At 44.8% G+C, this 16,289-nt stretch carries 15 protein-coding genes; 9 read left to right on the plus strand and 6 right to left on the minus strand.

What is annotated here, in order from left to right:
- Positions 1 to 15 precede the first annotated feature (15 nt).
- The 3 genes from ONT08_RS15980 to ONT08_RS15990 all read left to right on the plus strand — a co-directional run bounded on the left by ONT08_RS15980 (position 16) and on the right by ONT08_RS15990 (position 2,871).
- Entirely contained in the window at positions 16 to 873 is an 858-nt protein-coding gene (locus ONT08_RS15980; protein ID WP_119236505.1) for a DUF4348 domain-containing protein, read from the plus strand.
- A 32-nt stretch (positions 874 to 905) separates the two neighbouring features.
- The gene (gene murB / locus ONT08_RS15985) at positions 906 to 1,961 is read left to right on the plus strand and encodes a UDP-N-acetylmuramate dehydrogenase (protein ID WP_119236504.1); all 1,056 of its coding nucleotides are present in this window, start codon (positions 906 to 908) and stop codon (positions 1,959 to 1,961) included.
- 127 nt (positions 1,962 to 2,088) lie between these two features.
- Complete coding sequence (locus tag ONT08_RS15990; RefSeq protein WP_118085539.1) at positions 2,089 to 2,871, plus strand: MBL fold metallo-hydrolase; 783 nt, start codon at positions 2,089 to 2,091, stop codon at positions 2,869 to 2,871.
- A gap of 256 nt (positions 2,872 to 3,127) precedes the next feature.
- On the opposite strand, the gene ONT08_RS15995 is transcribed toward ONT08_RS15990, so the two are convergent.
- The 3 genes from ONT08_RS15995 to ONT08_RS16005 are packed head-to-tail and all read right to left on the minus strand — an operon-like array spanning position 3,128 to position 3,988.
- Positions 3,128 to 3,391, minus strand: a complete 264-nt coding sequence (locus tag ONT08_RS15995) for a hypothetical protein (protein WP_022121618.1) — start codon at positions 3,389 to 3,391, stop codon at positions 3,128 to 3,130.
- Positions 3,392 to 3,406: 15 nt separating this feature from the next.
- Positions 3,407 to 3,760, minus strand: a complete 354-nt coding sequence (locus ONT08_RS16000) for a phage holin family protein (protein WP_118065445.1) — start codon at positions 3,758 to 3,760, stop codon at positions 3,407 to 3,409.
- Between the two features lie 15 nt (positions 3,761 to 3,775).
- A complete protein-coding gene (locus ONT08_RS16005) occupies positions 3,776 to 3,988 on the minus strand; it encodes a YtxH domain-containing protein (protein WP_006846877.1) in 213 nt (70 codons plus the stop codon).
- Between the two features lie 263 nt (positions 3,989 to 4,251).
- Between ONT08_RS16005 and ONT08_RS16010 the strand changes: the two genes are divergently transcribed.
- The 4 genes from ONT08_RS16010 (at position 4,252) to ONT08_RS16025 (ending at position 7,813) form a co-directional block, all read left to right on the plus strand.
- Complete coding sequence (locus ONT08_RS16010; RefSeq protein WP_006846876.1) at positions 4,252 to 4,737, plus strand: SPOR domain-containing protein; 486 nt, start codon at positions 4,252 to 4,254, stop codon at positions 4,735 to 4,737.
- A 36-nt stretch (positions 4,738 to 4,773) separates the two neighbouring features.
- On the plus strand, positions 4,774 to 5,187 hold the full coding sequence (ruvX, locus tag ONT08_RS16015) for a Holliday junction resolvase RuvX (protein WP_006846875.1): 414 nt from the start codon (positions 4,774 to 4,776) through the stop codon (positions 5,185 to 5,187).
- Entirely contained in the window at positions 5,187 to 5,744 is a 558-nt protein-coding gene (gene def / locus ONT08_RS16020) for a peptide deformylase (RefSeq protein WP_117586275.1), read from the plus strand. Before ruvX ends, def begins: the two co-directional genes overlap by 1 nt.
- A 104-nt stretch (positions 5,745 to 5,848) precedes the next feature.
- Positions 5,849 to 7,813 (plus strand): tetratricopeptide repeat protein, encoded by a 1,965-nt coding sequence (locus ONT08_RS16025; protein WP_254973782.1) that lies wholly within the window; start codon positions 5,849 to 5,851, stop codon positions 7,811 to 7,813.
- A gap of 48 nt (positions 7,814 to 7,861) precedes the next feature.
- On the opposite strand, the gene ONT08_RS16030 is transcribed toward ONT08_RS16025, so the two are convergent.
- Both ONT08_RS16030 and ONT08_RS16035 read right to left on the minus strand, forming a co-directional pair.
- Positions 7,862 to 10,081: a RelA/SpoT family protein gene (locus ONT08_RS16030; protein WP_118201048.1), complete on the minus strand. Its 2,220-nt coding sequence runs from the start codon at positions 10,079 to 10,081 to the stop codon at positions 7,862 to 7,864.
- A 149-nt stretch (positions 10,082 to 10,230) separates the two neighbouring features.
- Positions 10,231 to 10,458 (minus strand): hypothetical protein, encoded by a 228-nt coding sequence (locus ONT08_RS16035; protein WP_147379999.1) that lies wholly within the window; start codon positions 10,456 to 10,458, stop codon positions 10,231 to 10,233.
- Between the two features lie 175 nt (positions 10,459 to 10,633).
- Here ONT08_RS16035 and ONT08_RS16040 point away from each other — a divergent pair, with 175 nt between their 5' ends.
- On the plus strand, positions 10,634 to 12,217 hold the full coding sequence (locus tag ONT08_RS16040) for a DUF4301 family protein (RefSeq protein WP_264960439.1): 1,584 nt from the start codon (positions 10,634 to 10,636) through the stop codon (positions 12,215 to 12,217).
- Between the two features lie 671 nt (positions 12,218 to 12,888).
- On the opposite strand, the gene ONT08_RS16045 is transcribed toward ONT08_RS16040, so the two are convergent.
- A complete protein-coding gene (locus ONT08_RS16045) occupies positions 12,889 to 13,920 on the minus strand; it encodes an asparaginase (RefSeq protein ID WP_117586279.1) in 1,032 nt (343 codons plus the stop codon).
- Positions 13,921 to 14,205: 285 nt separating this feature from the next.
- Between ONT08_RS16045 and thrS the strand changes: the two genes are divergently transcribed.
- On the plus strand, positions 14,206 to 16,158 hold the full coding sequence (thrS, locus tag ONT08_RS16050; RefSeq protein ID WP_264960440.1) for a threonine--tRNA ligase: 1,953 nt from the start codon (positions 14,206 to 14,208) through the stop codon (positions 16,156 to 16,158).
- The last annotated feature ends 131 nt before the right edge of the window (positions 16,159 to 16,289 follow it).

The following is a 16,289-nucleotide window of genomic DNA, read 5'->3' on the forward strand; positions in this document are numbered from 1 at the left end:
AAATTTAATAGGTTTATGAAAAAACTCTGTTTATTAACGGTGTTAATGGCGGTGCTTACCATCGTTTGTTTCACGTCTGTGGGATGCACAGACAAGAAGCCTGCGCCTGCCATTGATTCGGCTTCATCTGATACGGTAATTGCCGACACCCAAGCGATGGACTCTACAGAACAGCTGATAGAGGAGACTCCGATGCCAAAGGCGGCTGACGAGCTTTTTGATGATTTTGTGTTTAATTTTGCAGCTAACAGAAAGTTGCAGAAAAGTCGTATTGTCTTCCCGTTGCCGGTATATCACGGTAAGAAACTGACCAAGAAGATAGAAAAAAAACATTGGAAGATGGAGCATTTCTTCATGCGCCAGGATTATTACACGCTGATTTTTGATAATCAGAAACAGATGAAACTGATGAAGGATACTACTATCGATCATGTAGTAATAGAAAAGGTGTTCTATAGTAGAAAGACAGTTCAGCAGTTTGTGTTTAATCGCATCAATGGTCAGTGGATGATGACTAGCATCTGCTACAAGCCTATGTATCAGAATAATAATGCCAGTTTCCTGAAGTTTTACGGCCATTTTGCTACTGATACTGCTTTCCAGGCTCGCCACATCCATAATCCGGTGAAGTTTACCGGCCCTGATCCTGATGATGATTTCAGTACGATGACAGGCGATATAGAACCGGAATCATGGCCTGCCTTTGCGCCAGAACTACCTCATGGCATGATTTACAATGTTATCTATGGTCAGAAATATACCGAAAGCAACCAGAAAATCTTCGTGATTCGTGGTATCGCCAATGGTATGGAAACCTCTCTTACTTTCAAAAAAAATGGAGGAAAATGGGAACTGATCAAACTGAATATGTAGCTTTTTAGTTAGTAGTAATAGTTTAACCAGATATGAAGGATATTCGTAACTATGGCCTTTTGGCTCACAATACGTTTGGCATTGATGCCAAATGCAGCAGGTTTCTGGAGTATGAATCGGTTGAGGAAGCCCGGCAAATTGTGGGCTTGCTGACAGAGGCAGATCAGCCGCTGCTCATTCTGGGTGGTGGCAGCAATCTCTTGCTGACCGGTGATTATGCAGGTACGGTGCTCCATTCGGCTATTATGGGTATTGAGGTTCTAGACAACAAGACCTTGGCAGCTGCAGAGGCGGATGATGCTTTGTGCAATCCGGATTGGGTATTCCTTTCCTGTGGTAGTGGTGAGGTGTTTGATGATGTGGTAGCTTATGCCGTAGAGCATGGCTATCATGGAGTTGAAAATCTGAGTATTATTCCGGGTGAAGTAGGTGCCAGTGCGGTTCAGAATATTGGTGCCTATGGTGTGGAAGCCAAGGATATTATATATAAGGTGGAAGCGGTTGAGATAGCTACGGGCAGGGTAGTGGTGTTTGATAATGCTGACTGCGAGTATAGTTACCGTCAGAGTAAATTTAAGCATGAGTGGAAGGATAAGTATCTGGTGACGCATGTGATTTACCGTTTGCAGAAGACCTTCCGTCCGGATCTGGATTATGGTAATATCCGTTCTGCGCTCGAGGCTAAGCGTATTGCTGAGCCTACAGCCCAGCAACTTCGTGATGTCATCATAGAAATTAGAGAGGCAAAATTGCCTGATCCTAAGGTATTGGGTAATGCAGGCAGTTTCTTTATGAATCCTATTGTAGAGAAGGCTAAGTACCAAGAACTGGCTGCTCTTTATCCGGGTATGCCTCATTATACAATCGATGATTCTCATGAAAAGATTCCGGCTGGCTGGATGATTGATCAGTGTGGATGGAAGGGAAAGAGTCTGGGACGGGCCGGTGTGCATGATAAGCAGGCACTGGTGCTAGTGAATCGTGGCGGCGCTACGGGCGAGGAAATCGTAAAACTCTGTGAGACCATCCAGGAGGATGTGAAGCAGAAGTTTGGCATAGAGATTCATCCGGAAGTGAATGTGAAGTAACATTGAACTTTGAACATTGAGTTTTGAACTTTATGTTTAGTATATCGTTACTAGATTTGGCTCTTTGGTTTAAGTATAAAGCTCAGTGTTCAAAGTAATATATTCATATAATAAAGTTCAAATTTCAATGTTCAAAGTAATATTGTTAGGTACAGGCACATCGGGCGGTGTGCCTTCATTGGGGTGTAACTGTGAGGTGTGCCGAAGTACGGATCCGCATGATAAAAGATTGCGTAGTGCAGCAATGATAGAAACGGAGAATACCCGTATTCTGATAGATGCCGGACCTGATATCCGACAGCAGTTGTTGCGTGTGCCTTTCAGGAAGATAGATGGCGTCCTGATTACGCATATCCATTACGACCATGTTGGTGGCATAGATGATTTGCGCCCTTTCTGTATCTTTGGTGATATTAATATCTATGGCGATGAAATCGTTACTGCGGGGCTGCCTCATACGATGCCTTACTGCTTTCCGAAGGCTGCAGAAAAGCTATATCCTGGAGCTCCGAAACTTAAATTGCATACCATTCATCCGCATGAGCATTATCAGATAGGTGACATTGAGTTTGTTCCTATTCGTGTGATGCACGATAAGATGCCTATTCTCGGCTATCGGTTTGGTAAGTTTGCCTATATTACTGATATGAAATCTATGGGTGATGAAGAGTATGCTTATTTGGATGGTGTGGAAACACTCGTAATTAACGCACTCAGATTTGAGAAAACACATCACAGCCATCAGCTTGTATCTGATGCTATTGAGGTGTCGCGCAGGATAGGAGCAAAACATACTTATTTTATCCATGTGACTCATCAGATAGGTTTTCACGATGAGGCGAATAAAAGGCTGCCCGAAGGCTTTAAATTTGGCTTCGATGGAATGGAGATATATGTAGAAAATAGATGAACTTTTATTGAAAAAGGCCTAAAAATAGGTCGGTAAAAGTTAATTAAATTAAAATAATAGATCTTTTGCTAAGAAAAATTTGCGAGTATCATAGATTATTTCTATATTTGCATGTGTGTTTTTCATAGTATTAGATTTAAGGTTAACAAGGTATTGGGGTCGCAGCGGCGACCCTTTTTTGTTTTTATCCCCTTTTGGGTGACTAAAAAATACCTTTTTTCAAGGCATCTTTCCTTTCCCCAAAACGGTATATGGTTCATCTCTTCCGAGGTTTGAATCTCCGGTAAAGTTTCCAAGCCAACAGTGCACCGTCGAATGCTCCTGCTCCCACCTGCAGCAAACTCTGCAGTCGCTTGCTAGGACTCGCATTGCGTGACAGGATTTCAGGTTTTGTGAAAAGCGAGTTCCATAAAGTCTGAATCTTGGCATCATCGGCATCAATTTCCTTGCGTATCGCCTCTTTTTTGAGTCGGATATCGTTTAAGGAATTATATTCTGTGATTTCTGAATGATTTGTCATGTTGCGAAAAGGAGGTTATTTTTCCATTAAGAGGCTTGCCAGAAATCTGACCAATGGTCTCTCGATCCACTTATGGCGGAAAATTACAAATAATATTAATATAAATAGGTATACTGCAGCAACAATGCAGAATCCGAAAGTCAGACTACCTATTAAGTCTGCCAATGCAAAAGCAGCGCCAAAGGATAGGTAAATGAGGGTAAGCGTAAGTAAGCCCAGGAGTACCACCGTCATGGTGATGACTGTAAGCAGGCGTACCACCTTATCCACAACATCGAGCTTCAGATATTCGCTCTGAAGCCCGATGTAATGTTTAAGCACCTCAATGAGCTGCCCGATAGTTTCTACATTTTTATCGTTAGAGAACATCATGATAGGTGATGATTAAACCTCAGGAGCTGCGTCCTTGATATCGTCAACCAGATCATCAACGTCCTTACGGCTCAACTTGATGTCGTGCTTCTTGCAGAAATCGTCTACTGCACCTGCAATCTTACTACGTGTATCCTCACCCTTCTCAGGAGCGAAAATCAAACCGAGTGCTGTACCGGCGATAGCACCGCCGAGGAAAGCACCAATGTAACCTAATGTTTTCATATGCTATAAATTTTAAACGTTAAACGATTATCTTCTTGTCATTTTCATTTGACAATGCAAATATACTAAATTCTCTTTAAAAAACAAGCCTTTTAGCCTTAATTTTTCATTAAAAATGTTTTAATAGCCTTATTTAACAAACTTTAGGCGGCATATTCTTCGTTTTTCGGGCATTTTTTTGTATTTTCGCAGAGTAAAAAACGCATAATGCGAAATTTATATTGAATGAACAACAATAATAAGCAATAAAACGAATAAGAATTATGAAGAAAATTACAGTATTAAGCATGGGAATGTGCGCAGTTTTGGCGCTCGCAAGTTGTGGTACATCTAAGGAAAGTGCATACAAGAAGGCATATGAGAAGGCTCAGCAGCAGGAACAGCAGGCAGCTCAGGCTCCTGTTGCTCAGGAACCAGTTGTAGCTCCTCTCGAGACTCAGGCTCCTTCTGATGAGCAGACAGAGGTTGATAATGCTACTGTTCGTTCTGAGGATGTTTCTCTCATCTCTGGTTCTGGCTTGTCAAGCTATAGCGTAGTAGTTGGTTCTTTCTCTCTCAAGGCTAACGCTGAGGGATTGGCTAGTACATTGAAGAGCGCTGGCTACGATGCTCAGATCGCCTTGAACACAGAGCGTAACATGTATCGCGTGGTAGCTTCTACATTTGCTGATAAGGCTGCTGCAGTCAAGAGCCGCAATCAGCTTCGCGCTGGTAAGTATCCTGATGCTTGGTTACTCCTTAAGAAGTAATCTGATATTATATAAGGATAAGATATCCGTAGATTAATGCGAATTTTATCTATAGATTACGGTAAAAAACGTACCGGACTGGCTGTGACCGACCCATTGCAGATTATTGCCAATGGGTTGGCCACAGTTTCTACACATGAACTTTTCACTTATATCGAAACTTATATTCAGAAAGAACAGGTGGAGCGCATTGTTATCGGAAAACCGATGCAACCTAACGGGCAGCCAAGTGAAAACCTGGCAAGAGTAGAAAACTTCTACAACCGTTGGCGAAAGGCTCATCCTGAAATTCCAATTGAATATTATGACGAGAGATTTACATCAGTCCTGGCACATAGAGCCATGATAGATGGAGGTGTAAAGAAGAAAGTGAGAAAAGAAAATAAAGGATTGGTAGACGAGATAAGTGCTACCATCATATTACAAGATTATTTGCAATCAAGAAGATAATGATTTTACCGATTTATATTTATGGTCAGCCAGTGCTGAGAAAAGTGGCTGAAGATATTACACCTGATTATCCAGATCTCAAGGTGTTGATTAATAATATGTATGAAACCCTTGATTCCAGCAACGGCATCGGACTGGCTGCACCTCAGATTGGCTTGCCTATCCGCCTCGTTGTTATCGACCTGGATGTGCTCAGCGAGGATTTCCCTGAGTATAAAGGATTCCGTCATGCTTTCATCAATGCCCATATCCTAGAGCGCGATGAGGAAAATACCGACTCTTCTGAAGAGGGATGTCTTTCTATTCCTGGTATCAATGAGAATGTGGTTCGTCCTACACGCATCCATGTAAAGTATATGGATGAGGATTTTAATGAACATGATGAGTGGATAGGGGGATATCTGGCTCGCGTGATGCAGCATGAATTTGATCATTTGGAGGGTACAATGTTTGTTGACCGTGTGTCTCCTCTTCGCAAGAACATGATAGCAGGAAAGCTCAAGAGTATCATCAAGGGCAATTTCCGTGCTGCCTATCGTACTAAGATACGTCGATAGTTCTTCCGAAAATATAGTAAGCTTCATGGTAATCGTGACGATTGGGCTTACTATATTTTTTTATTCTACATTCAATAGGTTTTATTTCAGAGAGTTACGAACAGATGAAGAAGATTCTCTTAGTTCTTTTTATGGTAATGGGCACCATGTCGACTTCTGCCCAATATCGTGTAGACCGACTTGTTACGGCCGGTCGGAGTGCATTGTATTATGAGGATTTCGTCCTTTCAATCAAGTATTTTAATCTGGCTATCGGTGCCAAGCCTTATCTGTATGAGCCTTGGTATTACCGCAGTGTGGCAAAATTTAATCTGGATGACTTTACGGGTGCCGAAAGTGATGCCAGCGAGGCGTTGCATCTCAATCCCTATATCAATGATATTTATGACTTGAGAGCCATCTGTCGCATCAGACAAAACAGGTTTGATGATGCGATAGCTGACTATAATGAGGCTATCAGACTGGAACCGCGTAACCGCAACTATTGGTTCAACCGGGCTATCTGCCAGATGGAAAACAAAAAGTATGAGGCGGCGCAGCAGGAACTGGATACCATCGTGGGAAAATGGAAAGACTGGTCGAATGCTTATTCGCTCAAGGCTGAAGTGTATCTGCATCAGAAAGATACCGTGCAGGCTGAGAAATGGCTAGACAAGAGTCTGCAGCTCAATCCGTATGATGGGGATGCCTGGACTACGCGTGCCTATATGGCGCTGGCTAGAAAGGAATGGAAAACGGCAGATGAGGCGCTGACCAAGAGTCTGCATTTCAAACCTAACAATGTGAACAGTTACATTAACCGTGCTTTGGCGCGTATCAATCTGAATAACCTCAGGGGGGCGATGAGCGATTATGACAATGCCCTTGATCTGGATCCCAACAATTTCATGGCTCATTATAATAGAGGACTGATGCGTGTACAGTTGGGTGATGATAACCGTGCTATCACTGATTTCGACTTCATTATCAAGATGGAACCCCAGAACTTCATGGCTATCTTCAACCGAGCTCTATTGCATGACAAGACCGGTAATCTGAGAGCTGCCATCAAGGATTATACTATGGTTATTAACCAGTTCCCTAACTTCTGGACCGGTTTATCTAACCGTGCCAGCTGTTACCGACGCCTGGGCATGACAGCTAAGGCAGAGATGGATGAATTCCGTATCTTCAAGGCGCAGATGAACAAGCATATCGGAATCCAGCCGAGATGGAGCGCAAAGACCAAGAAGGAGATGCGTAAGCGCTCTGAGGTTGACCCGAATAAGTTTGCTTCGCTGGTAGTAGATGACGAACCGAAGTATGAACACAACTATAAGAGCGAGTATCGTGGTAAGGTTCAGAACCGTCAGGTAGAAACCGCCTTCCTGCCGATGTATCAGCTCTCTTATTTCCCAAACAATCAGAATGTAAATGGAGTTCAGGCCTATGACAAGGAGGTTGATGCGCTCAATCAGCATACCAAGGCAGACAAGGTTTATATCGTTTGCAGTAAGGAGCAACTCGATGAGAATGGTTCTATGAAGATATTCTCGATGATTGATAAACTTTCGGCAGAGTTGAGTGTGGCGAGCGATAATGAAACCAAAAAACGTCTCCTGATGCGCAGGGCCATCGCTCATAGTGTACTTCGTGATTTTGAGGCTGCCATCAGTGATTTCACCTATTATATCTCGCTCGATGACAAGAATTCTTTGGCTTACTGGCAGCGTGCTGTCTGCCAGGCTGAGATGGATGAATTTAACAAGGCTGAGGGCAAGGGTGTTCTGAACATCCATTCTGCCGAGGCTGATTTCAGTGATGCCATCCGCCAGAACAGTAACAATGCTTACATCTATTATAATAGAGGTAATCTTCATGCAGGCAGAAACGAACTTTCAAAGGCAATAGATGATTATACCATTGCCTTGAGAATTGATAACCGCCTTGCAGAGGCTTATTATAATAGAGGTATAGCACGAGCCAAGAGTGGCAATAAGCAGACTGCCATCCAGGATCTTTCAAAGGCAGGAGAACTTGGTTTGTATGATGCTTATTCTGTGATCAAGCGCTTGAATAAGTCGAAATAAAAAAATCCCGCAGTTTTTCTCTGCGGGATTTTTTTATGTATTCCGGTTTTATATTCTCGTTACCTGCTTAACGCCCTTCACGGCGCTCAGTTTCTTGATGAGTGCATCGGTCTTGCCAGCATCATCAATCATTACGGTAACATTGCCAGAGAAGAGACCATCCTTGGAAGAGATGTTGATGCCTCGCATGATGAGTTTGTCTTCCTTGGAAATGATGTTGGTGATGTTGCTCACGATACCGATATCGTCGTTTCCGATGATGCGGAGCGTGATGGCATACTTGGATGTTCCCTTGCCGCTCCATTTCGCCTTCACGATGCGGTAACCGAAACGGCGGCGCAGTTCCTTGGCGTTAGGACAATCCATGCGATGTACCTTGATACCCTTGCTGATGGTAACGAATCCGAAGATTGGGTCGCCGTAGATAGGGTGGCAGCAATGAGCCAGTTCGAAATCGATGCCCTTGAGGTGCTCATCGATAACCAGCACATCGTCGCTCTGTTTCATCAGTTCCTCGGTAGGATTCTCAAACTCGAAATTCTCTGCACTTTCTGCAGGCTTGTTGGTATTGGCGAGGTTCAGGTCGTGGTCGCGCTCCTCTATGTATCTCTCGATGATGCTGTTCACGTCGATTTTCTCCTCGGCTACATCCTTATAGAAGTCTGAGTTCTCCTTATATCCCATTTTCTTGATGATGCGCGCCATGATGCTCTCATCAATTTCCAGTTTCCTGTTCTTGAATCGGCGCTCCAGAAGTTCCTTGGCATAGAGGCCGTCCTTCTTCTGGGTTTCCTTCAGCGCTAGACGAATCTTGGCTTTAGCCTTGGATGTCTGCACGATGTTGAGCCATTCGCGGCGTGGCTTCTGGTTGCTCTGTGTGAGGATTTCTACCTGATCTCCCGAATGGAGTTCCTGTCGGAAGGTGACGGCTCTTCCGTTAATCTTTCCGCCCACACAGGTATTGCCGATGCGGGAGTGGATATAGTAGGCAAAGTCGAGTACCGTAGCTCCCTTCTGGAAGTTCAGCAGGTCGCCCTTTGGAGTGAACACGTATACTTCGTCTTCCTTCAGGTCGGTGGTAAACTGGTCCATCAGCTGCAGATCATCGTTGCTTTCCAGGGCAGCACGGATATTGGCAAGCCATTCGTCGATACCGCCTTCTCCCTGCTTGATGCCCTTGTAGCGCCAGTGGGCAGCGAGTCCGTGCTCTGCAATATCGTCCATGCGCTCGGTTCTGATCTGTACCTCTACCCATTTGTTTTCAGGACCCAGCACAGTGGTATGCAGACTTTCATAACCGTTGCTCTTAGGCACGCTGAGCCAGTCGCGCATACGCTTTGGGTTTGGCTGATACATGTCGGTGATGAGGGCAAAGGTCTGCCAGCACTGCATATACTCTTTCTCTCTTGGTGCATCGAGGATAATACGGATGGCAAAGAGATCGTATACACCCTCGAAGGCGCACTTCTGCTTCTTCATCTTCTGCCAGATGGAGTGGATACTCTTTGTGCGGCCCTTCATGTGATATTTCAGACCGGCAGCATCGAGCTTCTCCTGGATTGGCTGGATGAAGCGGGCGATATAGGCATCGCGCGAAGCCTTGGTGGCGTTCAGTTTGTCCTTTATCATATAGTAGGCATCGTGCTCGAGATACTTCAGACTGAGGTCTTCCAGTTCGCTCTTCAGCTTGTAGAGTCCCAGTTTGTGGGCGAGTGGGGCATAGAGGTAGCTTGCCTCTTCGCTTACTTCATGTTTTGCCTCTTCCTGTTTGGTATCGCGTATCTGTCGCATCACGTTCACGCGGTCGGCAATCATGATGAGGATGACGCGCATATCCTCAGAGAATGAGATAAGCAGATTTCTGAAGTTCTCGCTCTCGATGATAGGGTTGCGCTTGTATAAATCGTGGATGCGAAGCAGACCACTGATAATGTGGGCTACGCTATCTCCGTATTTCTTCTGTATCTCTTCGATGGTCTGATAGCCATCGATAACGCTGGTCTGCATCAGAATGGCGATGATGCCATCTCGTTTCAGACCTATCTCGTTTACTGCGATTTCTGCGGTTTGCAGGGCAGCGAGTATTGGATTCATTCCGAAGACATTGCGCTTAATCTGATGGTTGATGAAGGCATGCTGTATGTCTTCACGCAGATGCTGCTCATCGCCTGGCTTGAATGTATCGCCCACGGCGGTTCTCAGGCGCTCTAGTATCTGGAGTGTCTGTTCCTTTTCTTCGGATGTGAATTTAAAAGGTGTTTCATTCATTGTCGTTCCCTCCTGCTGATGATATATTATTGAGTTTTATAACTCGTCTATCCACTTCTGACCAGACTTAGTGTTGAGCCAGATGGCAAAGCTGGCACCTATCAAGGCTCCTAGCCCCATAAATATAGTATATAGTTCCATATTGTTTCTTATTTATCGTTATACTTCATAACTCTGTTTGCACTATACGCAAATACAAAAGCTGCTATTGCTCCAAGTACAAGGCAGAGTATATTATTTACCCCCATCTCGTCACCGGTAATCATTGGAGATAATCCGCCTATACCGGTTCCGCTGATGAACAAGTTAGATACCCCATAGAGGTAGTGTGATAGCCCCGACCTTCTGTCGTGCTCTTTTGATAATTTACTAACCATGTTGCAATATTCTATTTTAAATTTGACAAACAATGGCGTTTCGGCGTTAAAAACCGCGTACTTCGTTAAATTTTCATTGCAAAGGTACAAAAAAAAGCGGAAATATTTCTGATTATCAGAAAAAACTATTATCTTTGTAGCACATATAGTGTAAATTTAACATAAATATGGTATTATGAATCAGCAAGATCTAAACCAAATCTCTGCTCGCGGTATCTCCGAACAGCAGATTGAACACCAGTTGGAACAAATCAAGAATGGCTTCCCATTCCTCAAGCTCGAGGGTGCGGCTGCCATCGGTAAGGGTATCATGGCTCCTACAGCTCAGGAAGTAGAGAACTACGAGAAGGCGTGGAACGACTACAAGGCTGAGGGTCACAAGATTGTGAAGTTCGTACCTGCTTCAGGTGCGGCAAGCCGCATGTTCAAGAACATGTTCGCGTTCCTGGATGCTCCATACGATGTTCCTACTACTGACTTCGAAAAACAATTCTTCGAGAATATCAAGAAGTTTGCTTTCCGCAAGGCACTCTGCGATAAGTGCCATGTAAACAACGAGAAGGGCATTATGTGCCTTATCAAGAAGGGCGATTACAAGGCTATCGTGGCTAATCTCCTCAAGCCAGAGGGATTGAACTACGGACAGTTGCCTAAGGGATTGCTCCAGTTCCACGAGTATGAGGACGAGGTTCGCACCCCAATGGAGGAGCACCTGGTTGAGGCTGCGCTCTATGCTAGCAGCAACGGCGAGGCAAATGTTCACTTTACCGTTTCTCACGACCACCTGGAACTCTTCAAGCAGATGGTAGCCGAGAAGGCAGATAAGTATGCACAGCACTACGGCATCAAGTACAATATCTCATTCTCAGAGCAGAAGCCTAGCACCGATACCATCGCTGCCAATCCAGACAATACTCCTTTCCGCAACGAGGATGGCTCTTTGCTGTTCCGTCCGGGCGGTCATGGTGCACTCATCGAGAACCTCAACGAGATTGATGCTGATGTGGTATTCATCAAGAATATTGACAATGTGGTTCCTGATCGCCTGAAGGCTGAGACTGTTACCTGGAAGCAGGTGATTGCAGGTGTATTGGTTACTTTGCAGAAGCAGGCTTTCGATTATCTGAAGGTTTTGGATTCTGGTCAGTACAACCATGAGAAGCTGGAGGAGATTATCCGCTTCGTTCAGCGCGACCTCTGCTGCCGTAAGGCTGATATCAAGGAGCTGGAGGATGCCGAACTGGTTATCTATCTGCGTAAGAAGTTGAACCGTCCTATGCGTGTCTGCGGTGTCGTTAAGAACGTGGGCGAGCCTGGTGGTGGTCCATTCCTTACCTATAATCAGGATGGCACGGTAAGCCTTCAGATTTTGGAGAGCTCTCAGATTGACAAGAATAACGAGGAGTATATGAAGATGTTCACCGAGGGTACTCACTTCAACCCGGTAGATCTCGTCTGCGCGACCAAGGATTACCGGGGCAATGCCTTCGATCTTCCTAAGTTCGTTGATCCATCTACCGGTTTCATCTCCAGCAAGAGTAAGAATGGTAAGGATTTGAAGGCACTCGAGTTGCCAGGTCTCTGGAATGGTGCGATGAGTGACTGGAATACAGTATTTGTAGAGGTTCCTCTCGGTACATTCAACCCAGTGAAGACCGTGAACGATCTGCTCCGCGACCAGCATCAGGCTGTAGAGGGTGGTATCAAGCACGAGCATCATCACGAACACGGAGAGGGCGGCTGCTGTGGTAAGCACTAATATCCGATTCCGTATATCTCGATGGTAAGATATAAACACAATAAAGGCTCAGTTCCCGATTTTATTCGAGGATTGAGCCTTTATCATTGAGCTAATAATGTGTCTGCTAAAAATTATAAGATGTTCTGAATCAAATAAAAATAGCCTCTTGTTTCAAGTCTGCTAAAGGAAAAACTATCGGTTACAAAGGATAGGAATCCTTAGCAGGAAGTTCTTAGTTGTACCAAATTTCTCCGCCTAATACTGTTGGATACTCTTCAGCTGTTGCTCTTTCTACAGGAGCCGCAATTTCTACGAACTCACCATACTCCTTTACCTTGTTAATGTTCATAATTTGTTGGTTTTGTTGATTTATTAATTTATATTACGGATTGGTATCTAATAAGGATACTGATCTTTTACTTTTTTTCTACGCTGCAAAGTTACACAAAAAATGATATGCAACAAGTTTTTTGGCAAAAAACTGTCAATATTTAACCTTCGTTAAATGTTTTCTGCATATTTCCTGTAATACTATTCGGTTTTGTAGGGTAATTTTCTTTGTTTCGCTAAATGACTCATAATGAGCAAGTAAATGACAGTTTGCCAATCTGTAGTTTAATCGTATACACTATCGGGAGACTGTCATTAACTTCATTGCTTCATTATATGGATGAAGATTTCACCTTATACTATATAGAGATTTCGCCCGCCAGGGATTCGGTCAGTTTTTCTCTTACCTTTTTGTTATCTGCATATCTTCCCTGCAGATACATCATCTTGGTGACCATAGCCTCTACCGTAGAATCGTATCCGCTTATCACATGAGCTGCTTTCAACTGGAAGCCGGCTCCGTAGCGTTCCATCTCTACACTGCCCGTAAGACATTGGCTGATATTCACGATGTTTACTCCGCGATGGGCAGCCTGATCCAGAAGACGCATGATCCATGGCGTGTGAGGAGCATTGCCTGAACCGAAAGTACGCATCACGATGCCGCGGAGGTCTGGTGATTCCATCACGTGGCGCACAATGTTATCCTGGATACCTGGGAAGAGACTGAACACGATGACGTTCGGATCGAGCTTCAGGTGTGGAACCATTGGCTTTCTGTAATCCGGCGTAAGAATGTGATGGTCGTGATATTGGAAATTGATTCCTACATCGCAGAGGTGAGGGTAGTTGAATGATTCGAAAGCATGAAATCCCTCGGCATTGATCTTGATGGCACGGTTACCGCGAATCAGCTTGCCGTTGAAAAAGATGCATACCTCGGGCACCATAGGGCGTCCTTCAGCATTCTTGGCAGAAGCAATCTCTATGGCTGTCATCAGATTCTCCTTGCCGTCGGTTCGCAATTCACCGATAGGCAGCTGGCTACCTGTCAATATTACAGGCTTGGTCAGATTCTCAAGCATGAAAGATAGGGCAGACGAAGTGTAAGCCATAGTATCAGTGCCATGAAGGATTACGAATCCGTCATAGTCGTTGTAGTTGTTGGATATCATGCTTACGATTTCTGCCCAGCGCATTGGATCCATGTCGCTGGAATCGATAGGTGGGTCGAATTTTCGCACATCGATTTCTGCCTGAATGAGCTTGAATTCGGGCATGGAAGAAACGAGGTGATTGAAATCAAGAGGTTCCAGTACACCTGTCATCGGGTCCTTTCCCATACCGATGGTACCACCGGTATAGATGATGAGAATCTTTGGTTTTGCCATTTTCTATGTTTCTTTACATTTTGTCACGTTATCGGATGCAAAGATAATGAAAATATTTGTTTCTCCAAAACTTATTGGCTAAAAATGTATCTGAATTTTACAAAGTGTTACGAAATATTGGTAGAAAAGCAGATGAAAACTTCAATATCTCAGCATTTTCGGTCTTAAAAGCCCTTAATATAAAGAGGTATTAGCAAAGTTTAGCAAAATAAATGCATTTTTATTCGCTTGTTACAAAAAGAAATCGTACTTTTGCAGACGATTTAATAAAAATACTAAGTTGTTATGGTAAAAATCACATTCCCAGACGGATCTGTTCGTGAGTATGAACAGGGCGTAACTGGCTTACAAATCGCCGAGAGCATCTCACCGGCTCTCGCTCGCAACGTTGTATCTTGCGGTGTTAATGGTGAGACAGTAGAGTTGAACCGTCCTATCAATGAGGATGCAAATGTAGAACTCTACAAGTTTGAGGATGAGCAGGGTAAGCACACATTCTGGCATACATCTGCCCACTTGTTGGCTGAGGCTCTTCAGGAGCTTTACCCTGGCATCCAGTTCGGTTTCGGTCCAGCCGTAGAGAGTGGTTTCTTCTACGACGTGATGCCAGCCGAGGGTCAGGTGATCTCAGAGAATGATTTCGCCAAGATTGAGGCTAAGATGATGGAACTTGCCAAAAAGAACGAACCTGTGGTTCGCAAGGAGGTGGCTAAGGCTGATGCTCTCGCTGAGTTCAAGGCTGACGGTCAGACTTACAAGTGCGAGCATATTGAGCAGGACTTGGAGGATGGTACCATCACCACATATACCCAGGGCAATTTCACCGACCTCTGTCGTGGTCCTCACTTGATGAACACTGGCCTTATCAAGGCTGTGAAGATTACAAGTGTGGCTGGTGCATTCTGGCGCGGTGATGCCAAGCGCGAGCAGATGACCCGTATCTACGGTATCAGCTTCCCTAAGAAGAAGATGCTCGATGAGTACTTGGTAATTCTCGAAGAGGCTAAGAAGCGTGACCACCGTAAGATCGGTAAGGAGATGGAACTCTTCATGTTCTCAGAGCGTGTAGGTAAGGGTCTTCCTATCTGGTTGCCAAAGGGTACACAGCTCCGCCTCCGTTTGCAGGAGTTGCTCCGTTCTCTCCTGAAGCCTTACAACTATCAGGAGGTTATCTGCCCAGGTATCGGTGGCAAGAGTCTTTATGTTACATCTGGTCACTATGCTCACTATGGCAAGGATGCATTCCAGCCTATCCAGACTCCGGAGGAGGATGAGGAGTATATGCTCAAGCCAATGAACTGTCCTCACCACTGCGAAATCTACGCTCGTAAGCCTCGTTCTTACAAGGACCTTCCTTTGCGTATCGCTGAGTTCGGTACTGTGTTCCGCTATGAGAAGAGCGGTGAGCTCCACGGTTTGACCCGTGTTCGTACCTTTACACAGGATGATGCCCACATCTTCGTTCGTCCTGAGCAGGTGAAGACAGAGTTCGAGAACGTAATCGACGTAATCCTGAAGGTATTCAAGATTTTCGGTTTCGAGAACTACGAGGCACAGATTTCTCTCCGCGACCCTAAGGATACAGAGAAGTATATCGGTTCTGATGAGATTTGGGAAGAGAGTGAGAACGCTATCCGAGAGGCTTGCAAGGAGAAGGGTCTTGAGACTCGTGAGGAGATTGGCGAGGCAGCCTTCTATGGTCCTAAGCTCGACTTTATGGTAAAGGATGCCATCGGTCGTCGTTGGCAGTTGGGTACCATCCAGGTGGATTACAACTTGCCAGAGCGTTTCAAGTTGGAGTATACAGCCGAGGATAACTCTAAGAAAACTCCTGTGATGATTCACCGTGCACCATTCGGTTCATTGGAGCGATTCACAGCCGTTCTCATCGAGCATACAGCCGGTCACTTTCCATTGTGGTTGACTCCAGACCAGGTAGCAATTCTTCCAATCTCAGAGAAGTTCAACGACTATGCTCAGAAGGTACGTCAGTACTTTGACAAGCAGGGTGTACGTGCTTTGGTTGATGACCGTAACGAGAAGATAGGCCGCAAGATTCGTGACAACGAGTTGAAGCGTGTTCCTTACATGGTTATCGTTGGTGAGAAGGAGAGTGCCGAGGGCTTGGTATCTATGCGTAAGCAGGGTGGTGGCGAACAGGCTACCATGAGCATGGAAGAGTTCGCTCAGCGCATCAATGCCGAGGTTGCAGAGCAATTGAAGGCCGCTGAAGAGTAATCCCGCAGATTGATATTTTCTAATCTCCCGCAGATTTCACAGATTAACACAGATTTTTTGTGTTGAGGGTTTAGTCCCACAGATTTCACAGATTTACACAGATTTTTGTGTGTTCTGTTGAATATCTGTAA

Source organism: Segatella copri, assembly GCF_026015465.1.
Classification (GTDB): domain Bacteria; phylum Bacteroidota; class Bacteroidia; order Bacteroidales; family Bacteroidaceae; genus Prevotella; species Prevotella copri_E.

Coding starts and splice junctions, on each gene's coding strand:
- ONT08_RS16035 (WP_147379999.1), bottom strand. CDS start 10,458: ATGGTTAGTAAATTATCAAAAGAGCACGACAGAAGGTCGGGGCTATCA.
- ONT08_RS16010 (WP_006846876.1), top strand. CDS start 4,252: ATGAAGAAAATTACAGTATTAAGCATGGGAATGTGCGCAGTTTTGGCG.
- ONT08_RS16045 (WP_117586279.1), bottom strand. CDS start 13,920: ATGGCAAAACCAAAGATTCTCATCATCTATACCGGTGGTACCATCGGT.
- ONT08_RS15980 (WP_119236505.1), top strand. CDS start 16: ATGAAAAAACTCTGTTTATTAACGGTGTTAATGGCGGTGCTTACCATC.
- thrS (WP_264960440.1), top strand. CDS start 14,206: ATGGTAAAAATCACATTCCCAGACGGATCTGTTCGTGAGTATGAACAG.
- murB (WP_119236504.1), top strand. CDS start 906: ATGAAGGATATTCGTAACTATGGCCTTTTGGCTCACAATACGTTTGGC.
- ONT08_RS15990 (WP_118085539.1), top strand. CDS start 2,089: ATGTTCAAAGTAATATTGTTAGGTACAGGCACATCGGGCGGTGTGCCT.
- ONT08_RS16040 (WP_264960439.1), top strand. CDS start 10,634: ATGAATCAGCAAGATCTAAACCAAATCTCTGCTCGCGGTATCTCCGAA.
- ONT08_RS16030 (WP_118201048.1), bottom strand. CDS start 10,081: ATGAATGAAACACCTTTTAAATTCACATCCGAAGAAAAGGAACAGACA.
- ruvX (WP_006846875.1), top strand. CDS start 4,774: ATGCGAATTTTATCTATAGATTACGGTAAAAAACGTACCGGACTGGCT.
- ONT08_RS16000 (WP_118065445.1), bottom strand. CDS start 3,760: ATGTTCTCTAACGATAAAAATGTAGAAACTATCGGGCAGCTCATTGAG.
- def (WP_117586275.1), top strand. CDS start 5,187: ATGATTTTACCGATTTATATTTATGGTCAGCCAGTGCTGAGAAAAGTG.
- ONT08_RS15995 (WP_022121618.1), bottom strand. CDS start 3,391: ATGACAAATCATTCAGAAATCACAGAATATAATTCCTTAAACGATATC.
- ONT08_RS16005 (WP_006846877.1), bottom strand. CDS start 3,988: ATGAAAACATTAGGTTACATTGGTGCTTTCCTCGGCGGTGCTATCGCC.
- ONT08_RS16025 (WP_254973782.1), top strand. CDS start 5,849: ATGAAGAAGATTCTCTTAGTTCTTTTTATGGTAATGGGCACCATGTCG.